Annotated in this window: 22 protein-coding genes; 8 read left to right on the top strand and 14 right to left on the bottom strand. The window is 46.9% G+C overall.

The genetic code is table 11. The features are described from left to right. Window positions 1-221: 221 nt before the first annotated feature. Complete coding sequence (gene aguA, locus L5M18_RS00800) at window positions 222-1,334, top strand: agmatine deiminase (protein ID WP_263195713.1); 1,113 nt, start codon at window positions 222-224, stop codon at window positions 1,332-1,334. A gap of 73 nt (window positions 1,335-1,407) precedes the next feature. Further along, window positions 1,408-3,114 carry an amidase gene (locus tag L5M18_RS00795; RefSeq protein ID WP_263195712.1) on the top strand — a complete coding sequence of 569 codons (1,707 nt, stop codon included), beginning with the start codon at window positions 1,408-1,410 and terminating at the stop codon, window positions 3,112-3,114. Between the two features lie 172 nt (window positions 3,115-3,286). Here L5M18_RS00795 and L5M18_RS00790 read toward each other — a convergent pair whose 3' ends face one another. From L5M18_RS00790 to L5M18_RS00780, 3 genes are all read right to left on the bottom strand, one after another. After that, entirely contained in the window at window positions 3,287-4,366 is a 1,080-nt protein-coding gene (locus L5M18_RS00790) for a methionine synthase (protein WP_263195711.1), read from the bottom strand. A 55-nt stretch (window positions 4,367-4,421) separates the two neighbouring features. After that, window positions 4,422-5,396, bottom strand: coding sequence for a DUF1852 domain-containing protein (locus L5M18_RS00785; RefSeq protein ID WP_173243483.1), 975 nt, complete (start codon window positions 5,394-5,396; stop codon window positions 4,422-4,424). A gap of 739 nt (window positions 5,397-6,135) precedes the next feature. Beyond that, complete coding sequence (locus tag L5M18_RS00780; RefSeq protein WP_198572905.1) at window positions 6,136-6,747, bottom strand: LysE family translocator; 612 nt, start codon at window positions 6,745-6,747, stop codon at window positions 6,136-6,138. Window positions 6,748-6,846: 99 nt separating this feature from the next. Here L5M18_RS00780 and L5M18_RS00775 point away from each other — a divergent pair, with 99 nt between their 5' ends. After that, window positions 6,847-7,719 carry a LysR family transcriptional regulator gene (locus tag L5M18_RS00775; RefSeq protein ID WP_198572906.1) on the top strand — a complete coding sequence of 291 codons (873 nt, stop codon included), beginning with the start codon at window positions 6,847-6,849 and terminating at the stop codon, window positions 7,717-7,719. 434 nt (window positions 7,720-8,153) lie between these two features. On the opposite strand, the gene relA is transcribed toward L5M18_RS00775, so the two are convergent. Next, window positions 8,154-10,361 (bottom strand): GTP diphosphokinase, encoded by a 2,208-nt coding sequence (relA, locus tag L5M18_RS00770; protein WP_028761378.1) that lies wholly within the window; start codon window positions 10,359-10,361, stop codon window positions 8,154-8,156. A gap of 152 nt (window positions 10,362-10,513) precedes the next feature. Next, on the bottom strand, window positions 10,514-11,866 hold the full coding sequence (gene rlmD, locus L5M18_RS00765) for a 23S rRNA (uracil(1939)-C(5))-methyltransferase RlmD (protein WP_263195710.1): 1,353 nt from the start codon (window positions 11,864-11,866) through the stop codon (window positions 10,514-10,516). Window positions 11,867-11,966: 100 nt separating this feature from the next. Here rlmD and barA point away from each other — a divergent pair, with 100 nt between their 5' ends. The 3 genes from barA (at window position 11,967) to L5M18_RS00750 (ending at window position 15,719) form a co-directional block, all read left to right on the top strand. Then, a complete protein-coding gene (barA, locus tag L5M18_RS00760; protein WP_105251754.1) occupies window positions 11,967-14,768 on the top strand; it encodes a two-component sensor histidine kinase BarA in 2,802 nt (933 codons plus the stop codon). After that, window positions 14,743-15,342 (top strand): YjaG family protein, encoded by a 600-nt coding sequence (locus tag L5M18_RS00755; protein ID WP_028761381.1) that lies wholly within the window; start codon window positions 14,743-14,745, stop codon window positions 15,340-15,342. Before barA ends, L5M18_RS00755 begins: the two co-directional genes overlap by 26 nt. 143 nt (window positions 15,343-15,485) lie before the next feature. Next, window positions 15,486-15,719, top strand: coding sequence for a DUF3319 domain-containing protein (locus tag L5M18_RS00750; protein WP_131523583.1), 234 nt, complete (start codon window positions 15,486-15,488; stop codon window positions 15,717-15,719). 21 nt (window positions 15,720-15,740) lie between these two features. On the opposite strand, the gene lldR is transcribed toward L5M18_RS00750, so the two are convergent. Continuing rightward, window positions 15,741-16,640: a LysR family transcriptional regulator LldR gene (lldR, locus tag L5M18_RS00745; RefSeq protein ID WP_105251752.1), complete on the bottom strand. Its 900-nt coding sequence runs from the start codon at window positions 16,638-16,640 to the stop codon at window positions 15,741-15,743. 290 nt (window positions 16,641-16,930) lie between these two features. Here lldR and L5M18_RS00740 point away from each other — a divergent pair, with 290 nt between their 5' ends. Continuing rightward, the gene (locus L5M18_RS00740) at window positions 16,931-17,893 is read left to right on the top strand and encodes an AEC family transporter (protein WP_219254110.1); all 963 of its coding nucleotides are present in this window, start codon (window positions 16,931-16,933) and stop codon (window positions 17,891-17,893) included. Between the two features lie 128 nt (window positions 17,894-18,021). Next, window positions 18,022-19,680, top strand: a complete 1,659-nt coding sequence (gene recN, locus L5M18_RS00735) for a DNA repair protein RecN (protein ID WP_198572911.1) — start codon at window positions 18,022-18,024, stop codon at window positions 19,678-19,680. Between the two features lie 136 nt (window positions 19,681-19,816). Here recN and L5M18_RS00730 read toward each other — a convergent pair whose 3' ends face one another. The 8 genes from L5M18_RS00730 to nrdR form a co-directional block, all read right to left on the bottom strand. Next, window positions 19,817-20,311, bottom strand: a complete 495-nt coding sequence (locus L5M18_RS00730; RefSeq protein WP_263195709.1) for a phosphatidylglycerophosphatase A — start codon at window positions 20,309-20,311, stop codon at window positions 19,817-19,819. A 15-nt stretch (window positions 20,312-20,326) separates the two neighbouring features. Beyond that, window positions 20,327-21,283, bottom strand: coding sequence for a thiamine-phosphate kinase (gene thiL, locus L5M18_RS00725; protein ID WP_037392620.1), 957 nt, complete (start codon window positions 21,281-21,283; stop codon window positions 20,327-20,329). 78 nt (window positions 21,284-21,361) lie between these two features. Further along, entirely contained in the window at window positions 21,362-21,766 is a 405-nt protein-coding gene (gene nusB / locus L5M18_RS00720) for a transcription antitermination factor NusB (protein WP_263195708.1), read from the bottom strand. Between the two features lie 11 nt (window positions 21,767-21,777). Beyond that, complete coding sequence (gene ribE / locus L5M18_RS00715) at window positions 21,778-22,257, bottom strand: 6,7-dimethyl-8-ribityllumazine synthase (protein ID WP_006082639.1); 480 nt, start codon at window positions 22,255-22,257, stop codon at window positions 21,778-21,780. Window positions 22,258-22,387: 130 nt separating this feature from the next. After that, a complete protein-coding gene (gene ribBA, locus L5M18_RS00710) occupies window positions 22,388-23,491 on the bottom strand; it encodes a bifunctional 3,4-dihydroxy-2-butanone-4-phosphate synthase/GTP cyclohydrolase II (protein ID WP_028761388.1) in 1,104 nt (367 codons plus the stop codon). A gap of 95 nt (window positions 23,492-23,586) precedes the next feature. Then, entirely contained in the window at window positions 23,587-24,243 is a 657-nt protein-coding gene (locus L5M18_RS00705; RefSeq protein ID WP_263195707.1) for a riboflavin synthase, read from the bottom strand. An 11-nt stretch (window positions 24,244-24,254) separates the two neighbouring features. Beyond that, window positions 24,255-25,409 carry a bifunctional diaminohydroxyphosphoribosylaminopyrimidine deaminase/5-amino-6-(5-phosphoribosylamino)uracil reductase RibD gene (ribD, locus tag L5M18_RS00700; protein WP_263195706.1) on the bottom strand — a complete coding sequence of 385 codons (1,155 nt, stop codon included), beginning with the start codon at window positions 25,407-25,409 and terminating at the stop codon, window positions 24,255-24,257. Between the two features lie 145 nt (window positions 25,410-25,554). After that, on the bottom strand, window positions 25,555-26,004 hold the full coding sequence (nrdR, locus tag L5M18_RS00695) for a transcriptional regulator NrdR (RefSeq protein ID WP_006082643.1): 450 nt from the start codon (window positions 26,002-26,004) through the stop codon (window positions 25,555-25,557). Window positions 26,005-26,160 lie beyond the last annotated feature (156 nt).

Here is a 26,160-nt window from a genome sequence, read left to right as displayed (position 1 = left end):
TATTTAGCGCAAGCCATCTTAAATGATAAGATACGCAGCAATATTTCAATGAAGCTAAAACTCACCGAGTGAAGACCTGACAATTGCGGCCAAACTATGCACATGATAAATGCGGTCCTTCAATTTATTCATTTGATTGATGTTAGGTATATTTCGATTCTGTCGTCCGATGTTAGGACGCACACCCTTATCGTTTTTAAGCATTACTGGAGACAAAACTCATGACAAACGTGACAGTGGATGCCACGCAGTTAACGACTAAGCCATCCCAAGATGGTTTTTATATGCCTGGCGAATGGGCTGCGCAGCAAGCGGTGTGGATGATTTGGCCCTATCGTCCTGATAACTGGCGTGCAGCTGGTGCTTATGCTCAGGCGACCTTTGCTAAGGTGGCCGATGCCATTGGTGCGGCAACGCCGGTTTATATGGGTGTTCCTAAGACGTTTTTAGCCGAAGCTAAAGCGGTGATGCCATCCCATGTCACCTTGGTTGAAATGGACAGTAACGATTGCTGGGCTCGTGACACTGGGCCAACCGTAGTTGTGAATGACAATGGCGAATGCCGTGGTGTTGACTGGGGTTTTAATGCTTGGGGCGGCCATAACGGTGGTTTGTACTTCCCATGGGATAAGGACGAGCAAGTCGCGCAGCAGATGCTTGCGCAGCATGGTTTTGCCCGTTACAGCGCGCCGTTGATCCTCGAAGGTGGCTCCATCCATGTCGATGGTGAAGGCACCTGTATGACGAGTGCAGAATGCTTACTCAATGCCAACCGTAACCCTGAACTGACAAAAGAACAGATTGAAGACTTACTGCGTGACTATTTGAATGTTAAGCAGTTTATCTGGTTGCAAGATGGCGTGTATATGGATGAGACCGATGGTCATATCGACAATATGTGCTGTTTTGCCCGTCCTGGTGAAGTCATTCTGCACTGGACTGATGATGAGACTGATCCCCAGTATCCACGCTCAAAAGCCGCGCTCGATGTGCTGCAAAATACCGTGGATGCCAAAGGCCGTAAGTTAAAAATCCATCTGTTGCCACAACCGGGGCCGCTGTATTGCACCGAAGAAGAATCAAAAGGTGTAACCGAAGGCACTGGCGTGCCACGCACGGCGGGTGAGCGTTTAGCGGGTTCTTATGTGAACTTTTTAATCACCAATAGTCGCATCGTGTTCCCACTGCTTGACCCTGCAACCGATAATATCGCCGCCCAAAAACTACAGGAAATCTTCCCTGAGCATGAGATTGTGGGTGTGCCAGCCCGTGAGATTTTATTAGGCGGCGGCAATATCCATTGCATTACTCAGCAAATCCCTGCTGGAAAGTAACCCAAGGAGAACAGCATGACGATTGATGTCACTGTTATTACACCACAATTGGCTTTCTGCGGGAGGGCGCAAGATGTTTGAAGTCACTGAAGTTTCCATTGCCGAGCTGCGTGCTGCGCTCGAATCTGGCCACACCACCGCAGTGGAGTTGGTTAAGTCGTATCTCGCGCGGGTTGAGGCGTATGACGGCCCTGCGACAAAGACTAAGCTCAATGCGTTAGTGGTACACAATCCCGATGCGCTCAAAGAAGCTGAGGCGTCAGATGCGCGCCGCGCCCGTGGTGAAACACTGAGCCCACTTGAGGGTATTCCGTATACCGCCAAGGATAGCTATTTGGTGAAGGGACTGACGGCAGCGTCTGGCAGCCCAGCCTTTAAGGATTTAGTGGCGCAATATGATGCCTTTGCCGTTGAGCGCCTACGCGCCGCGGGTGCCATTTGCCTAGGCAAAACCAATATGCCACCTATGGCCAATGGCGGTATGCAGCGTGGTCACTATGGCCGCGCTGAAAGCCCGTACAATGCTGAGTATCTTACTGCACCATTCGCTTCGGGCTCTTCCAATGGGGCGGGCACGGGCACGGCGGCAAGCTACTCGGCTTTCGGTCTTGCTGAAGAAACTTGGTCGAGTGGCCGTGGTCCAGCATCTAATAACGGCCTGTGCGCCTATACCCCCTCTCGCGGTGTGATTTCCGTGCGTGGTAACTGGCCGTTAACCCCGACCATGGACGTGGTCGTGCCTTACACCCGCACTATGGCAGATATGCTTGAAGTGCTCGATGTGATTGTGGCCGACGATCCTATCACCGGTGGCGATCTCTGGCGCCTGCAACCTTGGGTCCAAATCCCTAAAGCCTCGACAGTTCGCCCAGAATCTTATCTGGCGCTGGCGGCTAGCGCCGATACGCTTAAAGGCAAGCGTTTTGGCGTGCCGCGCATGTACATCAATAAAGATGAATTGGCTGGCACTAGCGAAAACCCAGGTATCGGCGGCCCAACGGGTCAACGTATTCATACCCGCCAATCGGTTATCGAACTATGGGAAGCGGCTCGTAAAGCCTTAGAAGCCGCTGGCGCCGAAGTGATTGAAGTGGATTTTCCGCTGGTATCAAATTGTGAAGGCGATCGTCCCGGCGCGCCGACCGTGTTTAACCGTGGCATAGTCACGCCTCAGTTCCTCCATGATGAATTATGGGAACTCTCGGGTTGGGCGTTCGATGAGTTCCTTCGGGCTAACAATGACCCTAAACTCAACAAGCTGGCTGATGTTGTTGGGCATTTGATATTCCCCCATGATCTTGGCACCTTGCCAAATCGTGAAGGTGACTTAGCGGCAGGCATGGAAGAGTACGTCAACATGGCCAAGCGTGGTCTTAAATCCTATGACCAAATTGACAGCATTCCCGATGGGCTGCGTGGCTTAGAGAAGACGCGTAAGCTAGATCTCGAAGACTGGATGGACGGGCTAAAGCTCGATGCAGTGCTATTCCCAACCGTGGCAGATGTCGGCCCCGCCGATGCCCATGTGAATCCGGCATCAGCCGATATTGCGTGGAGCAATGGAGTTTGGGTCACTAACGGTAACCTAGCAATTCGTCACTTAGGGGTACCGACAGTGACTGTACCTATGGGCGTGATGGCCGATATTGGCATGCCAGTCGGTTTGACCTTCGCAGGTCGCGCCTATGACGATAATAACCTGCTTAAATTTGCCGGTGCATTTGAGTCAACAGGTGACCGGCGCATGATCCCGCCACGTACACCAAAGCTTGGTGAATAAGCGCTAAGACAAGGCATAAGCCTAAGCACTCAATGTAAGAGCTTAGAAATGAAAACGGGATTGGCATCAGAATGCCAATCCCGTTTTTTTAATACTTACGTCGATATTCTTTCAACAAAGCTGGATTCATGCTGCTATAAAACATGCTGCTGTAAAAAAGACAGCAACCGTCTTATCTTAATGCCAAGAGCTCTTTTCTGACGATCTCTGCGCCCGCACTTAAGGCGTTGAGTTTGCCTCTAGCGACTTGATGGGATAAAGGCGTCATGCCGCAATTGGTACAAGGATAGAGCTTGTCGGCATCGACAAATTTAAGGGCTTTTCGTAGGGTGTCAGCCACTTCCTCAGCGGTTTCAATCGTGTCGGTGGCGACATCAATCGCGCCGACCATGACTTTTTTACCGCGAATGAGCTCAAGTAGCTCCATTGGCACATGGGAGTTGTGACATTCTAGCGAGATAATATCGATATTAGACTTTTGCAGTTTAGGAAACACTTCTTCATATTGGCGCCACTCTGAGCCCAAGGTTTTTTTCCAATCTGTATTGGCTTTGATGCCATAACCATAACAAATGTGTACCGCCGTTTCGCATTTAAGCCCTTCAATGGCTCTTTCTAAACACGCAATGCCCCACTCGTTTACCTCATCAAAAAACACATTAAAGGCAGGCTCATCAAATTGGATAATATCAACACCCGCCGCCTCTAATTCTTTGGCTTCCTCATTAAGAATTATGGCAAATTCCCACGCGAGCTTTTCGCGGCTTTTATAATGGTCATCATAAAGCGTATCTATCATGGTCATTGGGCCAGGCAGCGCCCATTTAATCGGTTGCGTAGTTTGCTTGCGTAAAAATTTGGCATCTTCAACAAACACCGACTTTTGGCGGCTCACTGGGCCGACAACCGTGGGCACGCTTGCATCATAGCGATCACGAATTTTAACGATTTTACGTTTTGAAAAATCAACGCCGTTGAGGTGCTCAATAAAGGTAGTGACAAAATGTTGCCGCGTTTGCTCGCCATCACTGACAATATCAATCCCCGCTAGCTGTTGATCCTGTAATGACAAACGCAGTGCATCGTGTTTACCGGTAATTAATTCCTCTCCTTGCAATTTCCATGGAGACCAAAGTGTTTCAGGCTCTGCAAGCCATAAAGGTTTAGGCAAACTGCCCGCAGTTGAAGTCGGTAACAGTCTGTTGTTAATCAGGGTCTGGTTAAGCGATGTTTTATTAAGTCGTGTTGTCATGATAATGATGCCGTATTGGGTTAATTATTGAGCGTGACGATTAAGCGCAGAGCGACTAAAGGTAATTAGCAGACCATTGTTCAAAAAACGTTTGATAGGGTTTGATAAAGTGCTCCGCTGCAAATTTGCCTTGCTCATTCGCCAATTGGCTACGTTCTGCTCGGTCATAAACAATTTGAGTCAGTGAATGATCCAGATTTTTCAAATTAGGTTGATAGCATTTCCCTGCAACAGCATTGGCATTATAAATCTCAGGGCGATAGATTTTTTGAAAAGTTCCCATAGTGCTGATGGTGCTTATCAACTCAAGATGAGTGTAATCATTCAGTAAATCACCAACGAAATAAAAAGCTAACGGCGCCACACTATTTGGTGGCATAAAATAGCGCACCTGTAAGCCCATTTTTTTGAAATATTGCTCAGTTAAAGACGATTCATTTGGCTGATATTCAACCCCTAATACGGGATGCTGATTCTCAATTCTATGGTAGGTTTTATTATCCGACACACTGAGACAGATAACCGGTGGCTTATTAAAATTCTGTTTATAAGCATCAGAATTAACAAAAGACTGAAATAGCTTGCCATGTAGACCACCAAAATCATCTGGAATACTAAATTTGGCTTGGCCCTTATTATGTTCTGCCAGTAACACGCTAAAGTCATAATCGCGTACGTAAGATGAAAAGTTATTGCCGACAATACCTTCAATACGTTTATTGGTTTTATGATCAACAATATTGGTTTTCAAAACTTCAATCGATGGGAAGGTTTGACCGCTGCCGTCAATATCCAAATTAACGGAGATAATTTCGAGTTCGACAGTATAACGATCACCTTTGGGGTTATCCCAATGCGCTAAGGCATTAAAACTGTTGTCAATCATCTTTAACGCGTTGCGTAAGTTCGCTTGGCGATGACTACCTCTGGCCAAATTAGCAAAGTTGGTCGTGATACGCGTCTTGTCTGAGGGATGATAATTTTCATCAAGACAAATGCTGTTAATCGTAAATGTAAAATGCTTATTCATAGTGATCCAGTATCCCGTTGTCTGATTTCAAACCTGAGTTTATGCCCTGCGCTTCTAGCTTCTAGACCCGACTCTGATAGACATTATTAGTGTTCTGTCTGAGGTTCTATTTAACTTAAGTGCCAATGACTTAAGTTCTAATGGCTTAGCTAGGGTGCAACTTCAAGCTTGTCTAATATTTCGCTTGGAGTCATTTATACGTGGTTCGGCACATGAACAAAAACGGTTTTATTTCACATACAACATGAGCCATATTCATGATCAACTAGCATGGCGTTGTTGATTAACCAGTACTCGGGATAGGGAAAAGCAGGAAAGCAGGAACAGCAATATGTTTTCGAGTTAGTTCTCCTAGAGCCGGCTTGTAATAGCCGATTACACATATTTTCCCAAAGCTCGTTGTATTACCTGTTGCGCGATATTTATTGTCATTGTGCCCCAGTGACTCGCCGCCTATTTATTTTAAAAGAAGCATCCCTGAGGGCTCTACTAAAACATGTTTTAGTAGGTCACTGGTGCAACAATGCCAATCTTAACTAACCCTCTCGCTGCTCGTTTAGCTAAAAAGCTATTGCATCATTGTGAGCTATGACCGATTAATCACTCAGTGCGCAGAGGATAATTTGACTTACATTTAGTCATTCCAAAAATATGGAAGTAAAGACAGATTACACCTCTATCTAAGTGACTAAATTTAGCGTACCAGTACAATACTTACTTATTATGTGAGAGTTGGAATTTAGGCTTTTATTGATAATGTTGCACCAAAAGCAATTAGACCCAAACCACACGCCTGATTAATTCTATGACCAAACTTTTGAATTATGTGACTCGCTTGTACAGATGTGACTAGGTAAGCGACTATACAAAACCAAGCCATATGTAGAAGTGCAATGTAAACGCCATAGCTAATAACGAAAGACATACCTTCATTATTGGCTGAGATTAGTTGGCTAAAGACGCTTAGAAAGAAAAGCATTGTTTTAGGATTCAATACATTACACAAAAAACCTTGAAATATGTACTTTCGAGTATGTGTGGGTTGGTCTGTTGAGTTTTCATAGTCTAATTTCAACTTAGAACTGACTAACCCTGTTACACCGAGATAAATTAAATACGCCGCACCAATGTACTTCACTATGCTAAATAAAACCGCATTCTGAGAAACTAAGTGACTAATCCCTATCACTGAATAGGTAATATGCACACAAACACCAATCCCTATCCCAAGAGCCGTTAATATGCCCGCTTTTCTGCCAAAAATTGCACTGTTTTTAAATACTAAAACAAAGTCAGCACCAGGGCTTACTACGATTAAAAGCCCAAATACTGCAAAACTTATTAACTCCATTTTCTATCCTAACTGTTCATGATTTTAAAATAATTGTATAGATTTATTGGTAAGTTATAATCGAAAAAAAGGCATCCTAAATGTGAGAAAAAGTCACAGATGAGACATTTAAAAGCATTCTATGTATTTCATATTACGGCAGAGTCATCGAGTTACAGTAAGGCAGCAGAAAGACTTCATATCACTCACGGAGCAGTGAGTAAGCAAATTAAATTGCTAGAGAGCCATTTGTCGAAGTTACTGTTTTACAAACAAGGTAGAGGAATGTGTCTCACGCAAGAAGGTGAGCTACTCAAGCTGTACACTGATATTGCGTTTAATGCTCTAGATAATGGAGTTAAGAAGCTAACGAGGGAAAGCAATAAGCATCTTGAAGTTTCCTGTGAGCCCACATTAACTATGCGCTGGCTGATGCCTCGGCTGGCCAGTTTTTTCCAGCTTACGGGTATTGATGTTCGACTATCAACAGCAGGAGGGCCTGTGGATTTATGTGAAACAGGATTATCTTTAGCCATCCGGCGTGATGACTTCGATATTAGCCCAGAATATACGACACACAACTTAGTCAATGAGTGGGTTGGCCCTGTTTTTTCGCCTGAATATTGGAACAAAGCTCAGCACAACTTAGATGATATCGTTTTGCTTCATAGTGAAACGAGACCTTCTGCATGGTCAGATTGGTCATCACGTTCAACACATGCCTTTAATATCAATAAGTCTAAATCCTTTGAGCATTTTTATTTCTGCTTACAGGCGGCAGTTGACGGTTTAGGGGCTGCTATAGGGTCATATCCTCTGATAATCGATGACTTGAAAAACGGGAGACTGGTGGCTCCATTTGGATTTACTCAATCTGGACATCGTTATGTACTGCTCAGCCACACAGAAAGACTGGGAAGCAATGAATTGGAGTTTTTAAACTGGTTAGAAAAGACAATGTCCTTATGCCAGCCTGAAACTCTTAGTTCGTAATTGTAGTGGGTTAGTGAATTTGATCTGCTATTTGTAGGCGACTCGCGTGGTTTGGAGTAGAAAAAGTTATCTGAAAGAGAGGGCTCTCCATCTCGTAGTAACACGAAAATATCCAAAAGTTTCTTATGTTCAATCGAATGACTTCGCTCAAGTCTAATCAGGTTGAACAATTTAACAGAATACTTATGACTTAGTTTTTGAACCTACGGGTTACACTAATACTTGAAAGGTGAGCCATGGTGATTTGCGAGACGACCGTCCGCCCCATGGACGTGGCGGTCGAGCATCCAAGGACGGAGTGACTACGCGTCGGGGAGCAAATGCCATCGCAAACCATGGCTCAGAACGATGAACACTCCCTACCGCCCCAATCCTTTATCTCTTGCTTCTAGATGACTTCTAGATATCGCTCGCTTCGAAAGGCGTTGCTAGTCTTAAAGTCGTCTTGCCTCGATCACACTATCGACTTGGGTCAGTTTAGATAACACTCGCGATAAACCATCGAGGTTATAAAGCTCCAGTTCCAACTCAATCGCGGCTGTCTGATTTTTAGTGTCCGATGACGAACTCATGGCCAGTACATTGGATTTTTCAGCAGCCAGCACTGAGGTTAAGTCGCGCAATAAACCACTGCGATCGTGGGCTAATACCCGTAAACGCATTCGATAACCGCCGGAGTAATTTTCGCCCCAGACCACATCGACACCGCGCTCTGGGTGAACCCGCATTAACTCTTTAACTTGTTCACAATCAGCGCGATGCACAGAAATGCCACGGCCTTTCGTGATAAAACCTAAGATTTCATCACCGGGAACGGGCTGGCAACAACGGGCGATATGGTTAAGCAAGTTACCCACACCGTTGACTTCAACCTGACCACGGCCACTTGAGGTCGGTTTGTGTTGGCCTTTCTTAACTAATTCTTCGACCGCATCTTCTTCTGACACTTCGTCGAGTCGCAGACGGCTTTGAATATGGTTAACCACTTGATGCAGACGCACATCACCGCCGCCAATCGCCGCCAGTAAGTCATCCATGCTTGCCATATTAAAGCGCTCGACCGCGATGGCCGCGTCTTTAATTTTAAGGCTCACCCGCGCCAATTCAGATTCGAGCATTTCTTTGCCGGCGACAATATTCTTGTCTCTGTCCTGCTGCTTAAACCAATGCTGAATTTTCGAACGCGCCCGCGAGGTACGGATATAACCTAAGTTAGGGTTAAGCCAGTCACGCTTAGGGTTGGGCTGTTTCGAGGTGATGATCTCGATACGCTCGCCCGTTTCAACCTGATAGGTGAACGGCACAATACGGCCATCGACCTTAGCACCAATACATTTATGTCCCACTTGGGAGTGAATGTAATAGGCAAAGTCGAGCACGGTTGAGCCCAGTGGCAAGTCGACGACTTCACCGCTTGGAGTGAACACATAGACTCTGTCTTCAAACACTTGGCTGCGCACTTCTTCGACCAAGTTGCCACTTTCGACCACGTCTTCCTGCCATTGCAGAATTTTACGCAGCCAGTTAATTTTTTCTTCGTAGCCGCTTTGCTTACCGGAATGATTGCCTTCTTTGTATTTCCAGTGCGCGGCCACACCCAGCTCTGCATCTTCATGCATGTCTTGGGTACGAATTTGAATTTCAACGGTTTTGCCCTCAGGCCCCACCACCACGGTATGAATCGATTGATACCCGTTAGGCTTAGGGTTAGCGACATAGTCGTCAAATTCCCGTGGAATATGGTGCCAAAGCGTATGCACCACACCTAACGCGCCATAACAATCCTGCAAACGCTCAGTCACGATACGCACGGCGCGCACGTCAAACAACTCATCAAATTTGAGGTGTTTGCCCTTCATCTTGCGCCAAATACTGTAGATATGTTTCGGCCGGCCGTAGACCTTAGCGCGAATTTGATCTTCATCTAATCTTTGTTGCAACTGACTGACAAACTTGTCGATAAAGACTTCACGATCCAGCCGTTTGCCATCTAATTGCTTAGCAATGTCTTTATAGGTATCAGGATGCAGATAGCGGAAAGAAATATCTTCCAGCTCCCACTTCAATTGTCCAATCCCTAAACGGTTAGCCAGCGGCGCATAAATATCGGCAATTTCACGGGCCAGCAGCACGCGAGTTTCTTCGTCGGCATTTTTCACCGCCCGTAGCAAACACACACGCTCGGCAAGCTTAATCACCACGGCGCGCACATCTTCAACCATAGCCAATAACATGCGGCGGATATTGTCGATTTGCGGCTCGGTTGAGCGGCTATTAGGATTGATTTTCAAGGCGCCGATGGCGTTCATGGTCACGACACTCGCCACTAAACGCGCCAGCGGCTCACCAAATTTCTCTTGGATGGCTTCTTCAGTCAGTAACCCAGCATCGAGCACCACAAACAAAATTGCCGCCTGCAGGGTTTCAATGTCCATGTTTAGCGGTGCGAGGATTTCAATCATCTCTCGAGCACGTTCGAGCAGTTCTCTCTTCGCCGCAGGACTCTTGGCTGGTAAGGCGTCAATCTGCCCTATCAAAGAGAGCAGCATCTGCGCTTCATCGGCATGACCAACATAGCGAGCTACCCAATCTTCTAAGTGAAAATCGGGATCATTAAAGTGCGCTTCGCGAACAGAGACCATCTAATTTATTTCCTTATCCGTGCTCAGAGAGAAAGTGGGCACCACTTCAGCTCTCCTATCTTCAGCATTGGCGCGAACTTGTCAAACCCAACCGACGTAATAATCACATTTTTTACGTTATTCAAACGCTTTGCTTACTTTGCCAGCGCAAATTACTTGGTTAATTCAAACAGGGCCATGGCTTCGATATGGTGTGTTTGTGGGAACATGTCGATAAGTCCCAATTGCTGTAATCGGTAACCGCGCTCTAACAGTACAGCGCTATCGCGAGCCAAGCTCGCAGGATTACACGAAACATACACGACTTTGCGCGGCTTCATTTTCTTTAGCCATTGCAAGCTTTCAAATGCCCCCGCACGAGCGGGATCGAGCAGTAATTTATCAATCTTGCCCATCCAAGGCTCAAGGGATAAATCCGCACTTAAATCGCCGTGGTAAAAGGTCAGTTTATCCAGATTGTTAGCTTTCGCGTTCACCCGTGCCTGAGTCACCATTTCGGCAACCCCTTCGACGCCAATCACATCCGCGCCCATTTTCGCTAAGGGCAAACTGAAATTACCCATGCCGCAGAACAAATCCAAAATGCGCTCATCTGGCGCTGGCGCTAACCAATCCATCGCTTGAGCGACCATGGCCTTGTTAATCTGTCCGTTCACTTGCACAAAGTTACCTGGGGTGAAGCTTAAACTCACCGCATCCGACTCAGCTTTGTCATCTAACAGCTGATAAACCGGTAACACTAACTCAGCGCCAACGCCTTGGAATTGCCCTTCGTTGTCCTGCAGACAAATATGGATCTGATGCTGCTCAGCAAAGGCAGACAGCTTAGCGAGATCTTTATCGTTTAGCGCCTTAGTGATACGCAGCACAGCGAAGTGACCATTATCGGCGGCAATCAACTCAAGATGGCCTAAGCTGGCTTTAGCCGACAATTGGTTCAGCAACTTAGCAAAGGGGACGATCAAGTCCGATAACGGCTTAGCTAACACCAGACACTGACTGATTGGCACCACATTACTGCTACTGGCGGCGCGAAAGCCTAAACTTAAGTGCTTGGTATTTTTATCAAATAAAGTTGCAAGACGGGCGCGGCGACGATAATGCCAACCTTCCCCCGTGAGTGCAGGCGATAAAGCACCGCCTTCAGTGCCAGCAAACTTAGCCATAATATCCAGCAACGCAGCTTCTTTATGCTCACGCTGACCCGATAATGACATATGCTGTAAGTCGCAGCCGCCGCAGGTGTGGTAGTGTGGACACTCAGGCTCGACGCGCTCAGAGCTAGGTGTATCGACTTTAATCAACTTGGCACGGGCATAATTTTTCTTTTGCTCGGTGAGCTGTACCGTCACGGTTTCATCGGGTAAAGCGCCAGGGATAAACACGACTTTACCTTGATGTTGTGCTATACCAGCACCTAAGTGATCGAGCTGTTCTACGCTCAGAGATAACTTAGCCGACAACTGTTTGGAACTATTTGGTTTTGCTTTAAAAAATTGCGCCATTTCGGCCTCTAAATCAATAAAATACTGGCAAAGACCGCCCTATTTCTGGCAGTCTTATAAAATTATCTTAGTCTCTGTCACAGGAAACACCGCCGCTGCTATGAACCCTGTCAACAACATGACCAAATACAGCCTACGTTCTTGGGTTCTTGTGCTGGCGCTCGCGCCAACAATCTTGGTCGGTATCCTTCTGGGCAGCTACTTTACCATAAACCGTTTTTATGAGCTCGAAGATACGCTCGTCGAACAGGGCAGCAATATTATCGAGCCCCTGTCGATTGCCAGTGAAATCGGCTTAGTGGCGAATGATCGCGAGGCGACCAAACGCTTACTCGCGGCGGCACAGCTCAACAAATCCACCTTAGTAAAATCCATCGCGATTTTCGATGCCAATAATCAACTCTTTGTGACCTCCCACTATCACAAAGACTTTGAAATTATGCGCTACAAAGAAGCCCTCAATACGCTGCATAAAACCGAAATTGAACATGTGGACGACAGCCTTATTTTACGGACGCCCATTTTTGCCACAGGCCCCATTGCTGCTCCCGCTAATTACGATATCCAGACAGACGATGGTCATCTTTTAGGCTATATCTCGATAATAATCAATAAAGAACGTGCCTTGTTAGAGCAACATAGAGCTGCAGTCGCCGCCTTTATTATTGTGTTGATCGGCGTGCAGTTAAACCTGCTATTTACTTTCCGGCTAGTGAAAAACGTCACTCAGCCCATTACTGAAATGGTGCGCGTCGTCGCTAAAATCCGTGAAGGTAAATTGGACGCCCGCTTAGATGGCAACTTGATTGGTGAGCTGGACTTACTCAAACGCGGCATCAATGCCATGGCAGGTTCATTGTCGGAATACCATGATGAGATGCAGCAAAATATCGACCAAGCGACGTCGGATCTGCGGGAAACCTTAGAGCAGATTGAAATCCAAAACGTCGAGCTGGATTTAGCTAAAAAACGCGCCCTAGAAGCCAGCCGAATTAAATCTGAATTCTTAGCGAATATGTCCCACGAGTTACGTACGCCGCTCAATGGCGTTATCGGTTTTGCGCGGCAATTAGTCAAAACACCATTGCATTCGAGCCAAGTGGATTACATCAAGACTATAGAACGCAGCGCCACTAACCTGCTGGGTATCATCAACGACATTCTCGATTTTTCTAAACTCGAAGCCGGTAAAATGGTGTTAGAAAACATGCCCTTCGGCCTTAGGGAAACCATAAGCGATACGATTACCTTGATCTCGGGCAGCGCCCAGGCCAAAGGCCTAGAACTCGTCGTCGATATCGCCCCCAACGTGCCCGACAATGTCAATGGCGATGCCATGCGCGTATGCCAAATCATCAATAACTTGGTTGGTAACGCGATTAAATTCACTGACTCTGGCAGCGTGATGGTCAAAATCGAACTGCAGAGCCAGTCGGATGAACAAGTAGTACTACGCTGTGATGTGGTCGACACAGGTATCGGCATCGATGAAAGCCAGCAGGACTTTTTATTTCAAGCCTTTGGCCAAGCAGACTCGTCGATTTCGCGTCGCTTTGGTGGCACCGGCTTAGGTTTAGTGATCACTAAGCGTTTAGTGAATCAAATGGGCGGCCAAATCGGCTTTACTTCATCCCCAGAAAAAGGCTCAAACTTCTGGTTCAGTTTGCCGCTCGGCTTAGGTCAATTCCAAATCGGTGACTCACTGCCGCTCGAAAAACTCAAAGACAAAACCATACTGTTTTACGAACCGCGAGTACTCACCCACGCAGTATTAAGCCGCCAATTGAATCAATGGGATACAAAAGTCACCCATCATCAGCATATCCCAAGCTTGTTGACTACGCTCACCACGGCTGAAGCGCCATACGACTATGTTCTCTTGAGTTGCCATGGGTTTAGCGATTCAGCACAACTGGTAAGTACACTAAACTTAGCGAAGACCAAAACAGATTGCCTTATAGTGCTATACGATTGTCAAGAACAGGATGCCTTAACCCAATTTATTCGCCCGAATGCCGATGTGGTCTTGTCTCTGCCCGTCAGTGAGCATCAGCTTGCGCGCAACTTACTCTATCCACCGATGGAGTACGACATCATAGCCCCTGCGACAATATCCACACCGGTAGCTCGCCAATCCTTAACCGTGCTAGCGGTAGATGATAACTTTGCCAACTTAAAACTGATTGATACTTTACTCAGCGAATTAGTGACGACTGTGGTTGCCGTCAACAGCGGTGATGAGGCAGTTAAACAGGCGAAGACTCGCACCTTCGACTTGATCTTTATGGATATCCAAATGCCTGGCACAGATGGCATTAGCGCCACGAAGCAAATTCGCCAAGGCTCGATGAACCGCAACACGCCGATAATTGCCGTAACAGCCCATGCCATTGCCGAAGAACGCGAACTGATTTTAGGCAGTGGTATGGACGGATATTTACCTAAACCTATTGATGAAGCGGCGCTCAAAGATATTATTCATCGCTGGATCACTCGACCTAAGTTCACCCATTTTGACCTGCATACGCTGAACTGGGATTTATGCTTAACCCAAGCCAATCACAAGGCCGATCTCGCCTTAGATATGCTCAGAATGTTGCTCGACTCATTACCGCAAACCGTGGCGACGATTCAAACGGCGCTAAGTCAAAACGATCACCCTGTCATGCTCAGTACTATCCATAAGCTGCATGGTGCGAGCTGCTACTGCGGCGTGCCAACAACCCAAAGATTATGCCAAGAAATTGAATCGGCACTAAAACGTGAAACATCGGTTGAAGATCTCGAACCCGAAATACTAGAGTTACTTGATGAGTTAACTAAGGTAGAATCTGCGGCAAATCAAGTGATATCACAGCTATCAGCGGAAATAACAGATGACCAAAAAAACGGGCTTCTTTAAACGTCTCAAGGCGTTAACACTGCCACAAAAACAACTCTTTGCCACTGCACTTTGCCAACGTATGTTGCCCAACTATCAACTGTTTTCCGAAGTCTGTGAGTTTGGCGATCCTACTGTGTTGAGTACCGCATTAGAACTATTGTGGCAATCCCAGTACGACTCCAAGCTCAAATTCAATGTCGATGTGCATCTGCAACGCCTGGAAGATAACACCCCAGATCCTGCTGATTTTGAAGCCTATGGCGTCTATCCTGCTATGGATGCTGTGGTCGCCATATCGACCTTACTAGGTGCGATTCAAGGCAAAATTGAAGAAGATATAGTCAATATCAGCAAATTATCATCCAGCACAGTGGCTAACTACATCGAAGCGATCAGCGATGTCGATTTGGTGGATGAAGCGTTAGATGATTTCGTTTTCGCCCATGAAGTCATGGAAGAAGAGAAAGAATTACAAAATTCTCTGCTGGAAATTATTGAAGAAAATCCGAAGATCACCGCAGAACTGGTCAAAGGTTTACGCAAAGACATTATCGAAGCTGGCGTATCAAATATCGGTATCAGCGTCGCTTAATTGATGGGGGTGCTTGGGGTTACTCAAGCACCTATTATCCATGCAGAATAAGAAAGGGATCATCGTTTTACACCCTCACCAACGAGTCCCGTCAAAGATATCCAGTTGCTATAAATAGCATCAATAAAGATTGAGTTATTCCAATGAGAAAGATTGTTTATCAAGGATTTATCTTAACCAATAGCGAAGGACGAACCGACAGTTGGAAACTGACCATCAAAGATCAACAGCGTATCGGTTCTTTATTTGAACTGCGGCGTTTAGTGGGATACTTCTTAGAACTCGGCATACTGCCCGCGACACGCTCCAGCCTGCAAGATGCAAAACAAACTCAAAATACTATGAGCAAAAACACGGTAAAACCTAAAAGACGCTAAAAATCAGTTCCCCTCGTTAAATCAACGCATAGAGAATAACTCTGGCGCCTTTGACTGCATAAACTCAATAAAGACTCTTACCTTTAGCGGCTGCTGGCTCCGCTGATGATATAAAATCGAAATTCGCCTCTGTTCGCCAATCCATTCCGGCAGTAATACTTTAAGTTTCCCCTCTTTAATCTGCTGTTTTACAAATAGTTCAGGACCATACAAGATCCCGCCATGGCCTAAAGTAGCCTGAATCGCTCCGTGTAAGTCCGTGAGGGTGAGCTTAGTCGGGCCATTAAAATAAAAAGACTCGCCGCTTGGATGCTTTAAATGCCAATTAAACAACGGCCAGACTTTTATCAGTTGATGGGCTTCAAGATCATCGGGATGCTCAAGTTTAGGCGCCTGAGCCAAATATTCTGGTGTGGCAAACAGGCAATAGTCGAGCTCGCCTAAGGTACTCGACACCCAAGAAGAATCAGGCTGAGCCCCGCCAACAATCGCCACATCTATGCCTTTGTCGATCAAATCGACTAACTCATTGCTCTGGGAAATGTGTAAACGGATATCGGGATACAGGCGGCCAAATTCATTCAATGCTTGAATAAACACGATGGAAATAATCGAAATCGGCGCCGCGATGCGCAGGGTACCCTCGGGTTTATCGCTGCCTAACCCACTCAGCTCATCGAATTGAGCAACCACGCTCTGGTAGCGTTGAAAGAGCGCCAGCCCTTCCTCTGTCAGTCGCAACTTGCGGGTGCTGCGCATAAAAAGCTGTTTATCGAGCTTCTCTTCCAATTTAGCTAACTTGCGGCTCACTGTGGCAATGGGCATATCAAGCTCCTTCGCCGCCTGCGAAAAACTGCCCGCATTGACTAAATGCACAAAAAGATAGACAAGTTGTAGTTCAGCGCCTAAATCATCACTCATTGCATATCCTAATTTCACATATTGGGTATTGACGTTAAAACGCTAAATTCACTAAGTGATTGTGTTTTAAACATTGAATTATTCACTTATACGACCATAGCGCAATAGCCTTAGATTGAAATGGTATGTTATTTTGTGGCGAGTTTTACTGCGCTGGCGCTAAATCTGGCTCTAAAGTGACATAAAAAGAAGCAAGTGCTGTAACTCTGTCCACCAAGAATCATAGCGACAGTAAAATGACGACGGTGGGCGAGTTTATTCAAATTTAATCGTAAGGATGAGTGAGGGAAATGACCATTTTAACCCCTCTGTTTGCCGTCTTCGGGATCATGTTGCTCGGCACACTAGTGCAAAAATTAAAACTCTTGCCCGTCGATACGGATCAAGTGCTAAACCAGTATGTGTACTATATTGCGTTCCCCGCGATCATGCTTATCGCCCTCGCGCAGCAGCCGATTGGTGAGATTTTGCAATGGGGATTTATTGCGGGCTACAGCACGGCTATGGTGATCACTTATCTTGTCTGCCTTGGATTCTCGCTGATTGCTAACCCTAAACAGCATGCAGTTGCCGCCATTCGAGCCCTCAATGCCACCTTTGGTAATACGGCATTTATTGGTATTCCACTGCTCATCATCCTCTTTCCGCAGCAGCAAAGTGCCTTAGTCGCCGCCGCGATTGCCAGCTTATTATCCGTGCTGATGTTTGCCGTCGCCTTAGTCTCGATGGAACTGGCCACTAACACCCAAAGACAACACCACGCCTTAATCATAATGGCAATGGCGGTCGGTAAAAACCCTATCGTTATTGGTAGCTTAATTGGCGTCGGCATTTCGGCGCTAGAGATAAAACTGCCGTCAGGGCTGGCGCTAATGATCCAGCAAATAGGCAATACCTCAAGCCCCTGCGCCCTATTTGCTATCGGCATGGTACTCGCCAAAGCGATGCGCTACCAGAAAGATAGCAGCGTATTTAGCCCCAAGAATTTTATCGAACTGAGCCTTATCAACCTCTTCAAGCTGGCTATCCAACCGGCACTCGTCTACTTTATGCTTAACCGTTTTGGCGTAAGTGGTGACTACCTGATCATGGGCGTGATCTTGAGCGCACTGCCCACCGCGGCTAGCGTGTACTTACTCGCCCAGCGTTATAACACTCAGGCTTCAACCAGTGCTCAAGGCATTCTATTTGGCACCTTAGTCACTTTCTTCAGTTTACCTATCTTAGAAAGTTTAGTAAGAACCTATGCATAATCAGTTAATTAAAAATATTTACTGCCGATAATGCCGATTATTTACCCAAGCCACTTTACTGTATATAAAATCAGTATATACTGTTTATCAATACAGTGGTTTGGTATGTTTTTCGACAGGAATTCACTATGCTTTGCCAACTCAGCATTAATAACTTCGCTATCGTCCGTTTTTTAGAACTGGATTTTCGCCCCGGTATGACCAGCATCACAGGTGAAACCGGTGCGGGTAAATCGATTGCCATCGATGCGCTAGGCCTATGCCTAGGCAATCGCGCCGATGCCAGTAGTGTTCGCCCCGGAGCCAATAAAACCGAGGTCAGCGCCCGCTTTTCCTTGGATGATATTCCACTGGCAAAACGTTGGTTAGAAGATAACGATCTTGAACTCGATGATGAGTGCATCCTACGTCGGACTATTGGTAGCGATGGCCGTTCACGCGCCTACATCAATGGTAATCCAGTGCCGCTGACGCAGCTAAAATTACTGGGTCAGTTGCTTATCGGTATTCACGGTCAACATGCGCACCATGCAATGTTAAAAAGTGAACATCAACTCACCCTGCTCGACAGTTATGCCAACCACAGATTGCTTATCGATACGGTTGCCGCCAGTTTTCAACGCTGCAAGCAAATTGAGGCCGATCTAAAGCAACTCGAAGCCTCCCAGCATGAACGTATTGCCCGTAAGCAATTAGTGCAATATCAAGTAGAAGAACTCGATGAGTTTGATCTTAAAGTTGATGAGTTCGATGAGATTGAGCAAGAGCACAAACGCTTAGCCAATGGCACTGAGTTGATTGATACCTGTCAAGCGAGCTTAGATATACTCACTGAAGGCGAAGAGAACAACATAGAGTCGCTGCTCAATCGAGTCATTTCCCTCGCCGAAGACCTGCAAAGCTACGATCCTGCATTAAGCAATATCAACACTATGCTCAATGATGCCTTAATCCAAGTGCAAGAAAGTGCAGGCGAATTACAGCACTATTTGAGTAAGCTTGAACTCGATCCAACCCACTTTGCCTATTTAGAAGAACGGCTATCAAAAGCCATGCAACTGGCGCGTAAGCATCATGTTAGCCCGAATAAACTGGCCGAGCATCATTTAGCATTAAAGGCTGAGCTAAGCACCTTAGACAGTGATGAAAGTAAACTTGAAGAAATTCAGCTTCAAGTCGAGGCAAGTAGAGCCGCTTATCTTAGCAATGCGCAAAAGCTCAGCCAAAGCCGTGCCCGCTATGCTAAAGAACTCGACAAACTGGTGACTCAGTCAATCCACGAACTGAATATGCCTAAGGGTAAATTTACGATCGAAGTCAATTTCCACCCCGAGCAAATGTCAGCCAATGGCAGTGACAATATCGAATTTATGGTAACCACTAACCCTGGCCAACCCTTGCAACCGATTTCGAAAGTCGCGTCTGGCGGTGAGCTCTCACGGATAGGGCTAGGGATCCAAGTGATTACCGCGAAGAAAGTTGCCACACCGACATTGATTTTCGATGAGGTGGATGTCGGGATTTCCGGCCCCACCGCAGCAGTGGTGGGCCGCATGTTACGCAGCTTAGGGGAATCGACCCAAGTACTGTGCGTGACTCACTTGCCGCAAGTTGCGGGCAATGGTCATCAACACATGTTCGTCGATAAATTTAATAAGGCAGGCAGTACTGAGACCACAATGAAATCGCTCGATCGTGAGCAGCGTATCCAAGAGCTTGCAAGACTGTTAGGTGGCGATACTATCACCAGCAATACCCTCGCGAACGCAAGGGAACTACTGCAATAGTAGTATGGATCAGATAACGGATGAGGTCGCTAAACGCTTGAATCTACACACTCTATATCACAAGCTAAGGGGCTATATCAAAAACTAAGGGGTAGTTGTTGGCCATGCTAACTAACATGTCGGGTTAACGATAATGTTAGCTAACACACCAGACTAGCCCTTGCAGACAAATAAACGAAAACACGCCCGCTAAGACATCGTCAATCATAATGCCAAAGCCACCATGAACTTTGGCATCGAGCCATCGAATAGGCCAAGGCTTGATGATGTCGAAAAAGCGAAATAGACCAAAGCCGACTAACAACCAACCCCAACCTGCTGGTGCCGCTATCATAGTGATCAGTAACCCGACCACTTCATCCCACACAATCGCACCGTGATCGTGTACCCCCATATCTTGAGCGGCTTTACCGCAGATATAAAATCCCGCAAATGCGCTCAATAAGGTTAAGCCGATATACCAAGTGAGCGGTAATGGCGCCATCAATAAATAAAGGGGAACGGCTGCTAAGGTACCGAAAGTACCAGGTGCTTTAGCGGCGAGTCCGCTACCAAAACCGAGTGCCAAAAAGTGGACAGGATTTTTTAATGACAGGCGCGTTAACGCCTGATCCTTTGACAACCATTTCATTAACATGCTCTTCGCTTAAAAGTGCTCGAAACCGTGATACGGCGGCGTAAACGGCTCACCATTAAGTTGCAACTTGAGCTTACTGCCTGCACAAATCTGGCCAACGCGAACAAACTTTGCTCCTGCATGGCTTAATGCCGTCTCAAGCGCGCCTTTTTGCGCCTCAGGAACGGTGAACAGCAGTTCATAATCTTCGCCCCCCGTAAGCGCATAACCTAAGGCATGCTCCTCGCTGACGGTATCTTGCATCGCGCGTGAAAGCGGGATGCAATTAACGTCCACCACAGCACCAACTGCCGAAGCCTTAAGCACATGACCGATATCCGAGATAAACCCGTCGGAAAGGTCGATAGCACTGGAGGCAAGCGAACGCAAAGCTTGGCCCGCTAAAACTCTTGGTGTTGGACGATAATGGCGATTAATCAGGAATTCTTTATGCTCGGCTCTGGCCTGTTGCGCGCCTCGAATGATATCCAGACCTAAGGCCGAATCTCCGAGCGTGCCCGTGACATAAATCCAATCACCCGCTTTAGCACCATGACGCGTGAGTGCCTTACCCTGTGGGACTTGGCCGTGCACTGTGATGTTAATCGCCCGTGGACCACGAGTCGTATCGCCGCCAATTAAGGCGATGCCATAGTAATCGGCCGCTTCAAACAAGCCTTCACTAAAGCCACTTAGCCAAGTCTCATCGACTTCGGGTAGCGTTAAGGCAAGCGTCATCCACGCGGGTTCTGCGCCCATGGCAGCCAGATCAGATAAATTTACCGCTAAAGCTTTGTAACCTAAGGCAGCGGGAGGCATGTCGGGGAAGAAATGGACATTTTCAACTAAGGTGTCACAGGAGATAGCGATCGACTTGTTTTCTGCAGGTTGCACTAAAGCGCAATCGTCACCGATGCCAAGCTTCACATCACGGCGAGTGGGGCCGCGGTTGCTAAAATAACATTCAATTAATTGGAATTCTTTCACTGTACAGTTTGGCACGACTTACATCGGCCACCTTTGTTAGCAATGAAAAACGGTATCCTAAGATACCGTTTGTCTTTATTACTTGCGTGCAACCAGTTTGTCGAGCAGTCCGTTCACAAACTTATGACTCTCGTCCGCACCGAAAGCTTTTGCCAACTCAATCGCTTCGTTAATCGCGACCTTGTATGGCACATCTTTACGGAAAGTCAGCTCATAGGCCGCTAAACGAACTATGGCTTTCTCTACTGGAGACACTTCATCAATCGGGCGTTCCAGATGCGGGATGATCAGCTCATCCAATTGGGTTTTCTTCGTTGCAACGCCTGAAAATAGCTCACGAAAATAAGCTACATCAACACCGTCGAGACTTTGTTCAGTTAAAAACTCATGCTCGACATCGGCAATATTATTCCCGCTTAGTTGCCATGAATAGATGGCTTGAACGGCTAAACGGCGGGCCTTGCGGCGCTCAGAAGGCTTCATTATTTTTCCTACTATAACAACTGTTGTTCAAGTTCTTGCAGAACATTGACCATTTCAAGCAGGCTTAGAGCAGCTTCGCCGCCTTTGTTACCCGCTTTGGTACCTGAACGTTCAATCGCTTGTTCAATGGTATCAGTGGTCAAAACACCGAAAGCAACAGGCAGATCAAATTCTAAAGCAACTTGAGCTAGACCTTTATTACATTCGCCTGCAACAAAATCAAAATGAGGAGTACCACCACGGATCACCGCACCTAATGCGATAATACCGTCGAATTTACCACTGGCAGCTACGCGACGCGCAGCTAGCGGCAACTCAACCGCACCTGGTACACGGACAACAGTGATATTGTCGTCGCTGACTTGGCCAAAACGTTTCAGCGTGTCAAGTGCACCTTCAAGCAAGCTCTCAACTAAAAAGCTGTTGAAACGCGAAATTACAATCGCAACTTTGGCATTTTTCGCTTCGATATTACCTTGAACTACGTTCATTATCTTACCTAATTTAGCTAAAGCACCCAGCTCGGGGCGAAAAGTGGCGACATGATATCACAGCCAATTGCCCAGAGCCCTATGCAAATTATCAGAAATTGTTAATTTTACTTCAGTGTAACTTTGGGTTTTAGTCCGCCACATACTCAGTCACTTCAAGGCCAAAGCCTGAAAGTGAATGGTAGCGTTTAGGCGAGCTGAGCAGACGCATCTTAGTCACGCCAAGGCTAGCGAGAATTTGCGAGCCAACACCCACTCGGCGCGACGTCCCCTGCCATTTTGCAGAAGCAGGCGCTTGGCCTTGATCTTCAGCTTCAAAGGCTTTCACCTTAGAGAGGATTTCACAGGGATGTTCTTGATTCCCGAGTAAAACCAATACACCACCTTCTGCAGAAATACGCTCCATTGCCTTTTCGAGTGGCCAGCTGCGTTGCTGATCGCGCTCTGAGTGGAGTAAATCGTTGAAAGTATTTTGCAAATGCACGCGCACCAAACAATCTTCTTTCACCTCACCTTTGACTAAGGCAAAGTGCAGTTGATTGTCGATAGTGTCTCTGAAGGTCACCATGTCGAACTCACCGAAACGGGTCGGTAATTTGCATTTAGCTTCACGCACAACCGTGGTTTCTTTGGTGTTGCGATACTCGATTAAAGCCGCGATAGTGCCGATTTTGATGCCATGCAACTCGGAGAAAATCTCCAAATCTGGGCGACGTGCCATAGTGCCGTCTTCGTTCAAAATCTCAACGATAACGCCCGATGGCTCAAGTCCCGCAAGACGGGCTAAATCACAGCCAGCTTCAGTGTGGCCTGCGCGGGTTAATACGCCGCCGTCCTGCGCCATTAACGGGAAGATATGCCCAGGTTGCACTAAATCAGACGCTTTAGCCTCTTTAGCCACAGCCGCTTTCACCGTTACAGCGCGATCGTGGGCCGAAATACCGGTAGTCACACCCTCCGCCGCTTCAATAGAAACCGTAAAGTTAGTCGAGAACTGGGCGTTATTATTCGTCACCATTAAGGGGAGATTTAACTGCTGGCAACGGGCTTTAGTCATGGTCTGGCAAATGAGCCCACGGCCATATTTCGCCATAAAGTTAATCGCTTCTGGCGTGACCATTTCGGCCGCCATGATCAAATCACCTTCGTTTTCTCTGTCTTCGTCATCCATCAAAATAACCATTTTGCCTTGACGAATATCTTCGATGATCTCTTCTATACTGTGCAGCGCCATTGTAGGACCTTATGATTTTGCTGTTATTATGAAATTCTATACCTAAATAACCTAAGCTGCCGATAAGCTTAAGTTAAATAATCTACTCCTGTGCACTAACGCACAAAGCCGGCACGGGCTAACATTTCCATGGTGACGCCACCGCTCTTGCTGTCTTTGCCATCATAATTCATCAAGCGTTCAAGATAACGGGCGATTAAATCCACTTCGATATTCACCTTATCGCCCGCTTGCAGGTCGATTAACGTGGTTTCACCTGCGGTATGCGGCACTATGGTCAAGCGGAATCGACTGCCGTCCACTTCGTTAACCGTCAAACTCACGCCATCAATGGTGATGGAACCTTTATGGGCAATGTAACGCCCAAGCTCTACGGGTGCGGCTAACCAAAATTCAATGGCTTGACCACGCACTAAGCGTTGCTCAACCGTTGCAATACCGTCAACATGGCCGCTGACCATATGGCCGCCTAAGCGTGTAGTTGGGGTGACGGCCTTTTCAAGATTCACCTTAGTGCCCACTTTGTAGTTTGCAAAGCCAGTTAGACTCACAGTTTCAGCTGATACATCAGCCACATAACCGTCTGCTAATTGCTGCACAACCGTTAAGCACACACCGTTGGTGGCAATACTGTCGCCTAAACGCACATCGGTTAAATCCAATTTGCCACTTGCCACGGTAAGACGAATATCATCGCCTTTACGCTCCAGTTTGCGCAGGGTGCCAACGGCTTCAATAATCCCAGTAAACATGGTTAACTCACTTAATTAAATAAAGAACTATCAAGCATAACGCTCAAGGTTAAACGGGTATCTGGCCCTAATTTGCGCTCATCGACCAAAGTGAGTGCAGGAATGTGCGCCATGGTTTGATAATCGGGCAATTGCAGCAGATTACGCCCATGCCCACCGAGGATTTTCATCGCTTGGTACAGCACTAATTCATCGGCCAGCCCCTCTGCTAAAAAAGCGCCCGCTAAGGTTGCACCCGCTTCCACCAGCACGTGATTACAACTTTGGCCTAAATAGCTTAATAGTTCAGGTAAGGATACGCGACCTGCAATTGCAGGTAACAGGAGGCAACTCACATGGGAGGGCAATTGTGCTTGAAACTCTGCAGGATAAACCACGGTCGAGACCAAGAGTATCGGCGATACGATAGCCAAACAGGCAGCCGATAACGGCAAACGGGCGCGACTGTCGAGTATTACTCTTAATGGCTGCAGTAATTGCGCCTCGGTTACGCAGTCTTTTATGCCGCCAAGTTCTTGATATCGCACATTGAGTGAGGGATCGTCCGCCAGTATGGTTTCAATTCCCGTGACCAGTGCACAAGAACGTAAACGTAATCGCTGCACGTCGCGGCGAGATTCTGGACCGGTTATCCATTTAGACACACCGTTAGACAGCGCGGTTTTACCATCAAGACTCGCAGCTAATTTTACTGTGACTCTGGGTAAACCTGATTCCATCCGCTTCATAAAACCTAAATTCAAGGCATAGGCTTCATCGCGATGTAATCCCACATCCACTTCAATGCCAGCGTCACGCAGCATTTGAATACCGCGACCAGCCACTTGCGGATTAGGATCTTCCACCGCTACCACAACACGTTTAACGCCAATATTGATCAGCGCCAAGGCGCAGGGCGGCGTGCGGCCATAATGGCTGCAGGGCTCTAAAGTGACATAGGCTGTTGCGCCGCGGGCGCGTTCGCCAGCCATACGTAGCGCATGCACTTCGGCGTGGGGCTCACCCGCTTTTTGATGATAACCTTCACCAATGATTTGGTTATCTTTAACGATAACGCAGCCCACACTGGGATTGGGTCTAGTGGTGTAAAAGCCTTTGCGCGCCAATTGAATCGCGCGGCTCATCATTTGGGTATCGAGTACGGACCAACTTATGTTCAAGCTCATGTTCAACCCTGTTGTTAAAGGTTTCGGCTTTCACCAGTCTTGCAAATCTGTTTTTAAAACCTGTCTTGCAGAAGCTATTAATCAAAAGCCTCTTTTAAGGCTAGCGCAACCAAACACCGATAGACTAGCCACAAAAATCGAATAACTACTTTTGCAGTTTGGCGATGGCTTCGCCAAATTCAGACACGTCTTCAAAGGCGCGGTACACGGAAGCGAAACGAATGTAGGCGACTTTATCTAGGCTCATCAATTGCTCCATCATTAAGTTACCCACCATTTCTGACGGCACTTCCCGCTCGCCAGTGGCGCGCAGGGTAGACTTGATTTTGCTGAGTGCTTGCTCGATTTCATCCATAGACACGGGGCGTTTTTCAACGGCGCGTAACATGCCACCTTGGAGTTTTTCTTCATCGAAGGGTTGGCGTGAACCATCGCGCTTAATCACCCTAGGCATGACTAACTCGGCGCCTTCGAAGGTGGTAAATCGTTCATGGCATTCGGTGCATTCTCGGCGACGGCGCACTTGGTGGCCTTCCGCCACTAATCGAGAATCGATGACTTTAGTATCTGTCGCGCTGCAAAATGGACAATGCATTGAGCCTCCTGCCAGTGAATGATCGTAAAGCGTTAATGGGTTTACCTGTTAAATATCAGTCAAAAGCCATGGATTTAAACTTAAGATTTTACCAATAAAAATGGCCGCGAGATGCGGCCATGGGATTTTATCCTATTTATGGGCTGAGGTTAACTA

Source organism: Shewanella sp. SM20, from assembly GCF_025654545.1.
Classification (GTDB): Bacteria; Pseudomonadota; Gammaproteobacteria; order Enterobacterales; family Shewanellaceae; genus Shewanella; species Shewanella oncorhynchi.
Note: the sequence above shows the minus strand (reverse complement) of the source record. Positions and strands in the feature narration are given on the sequence as shown.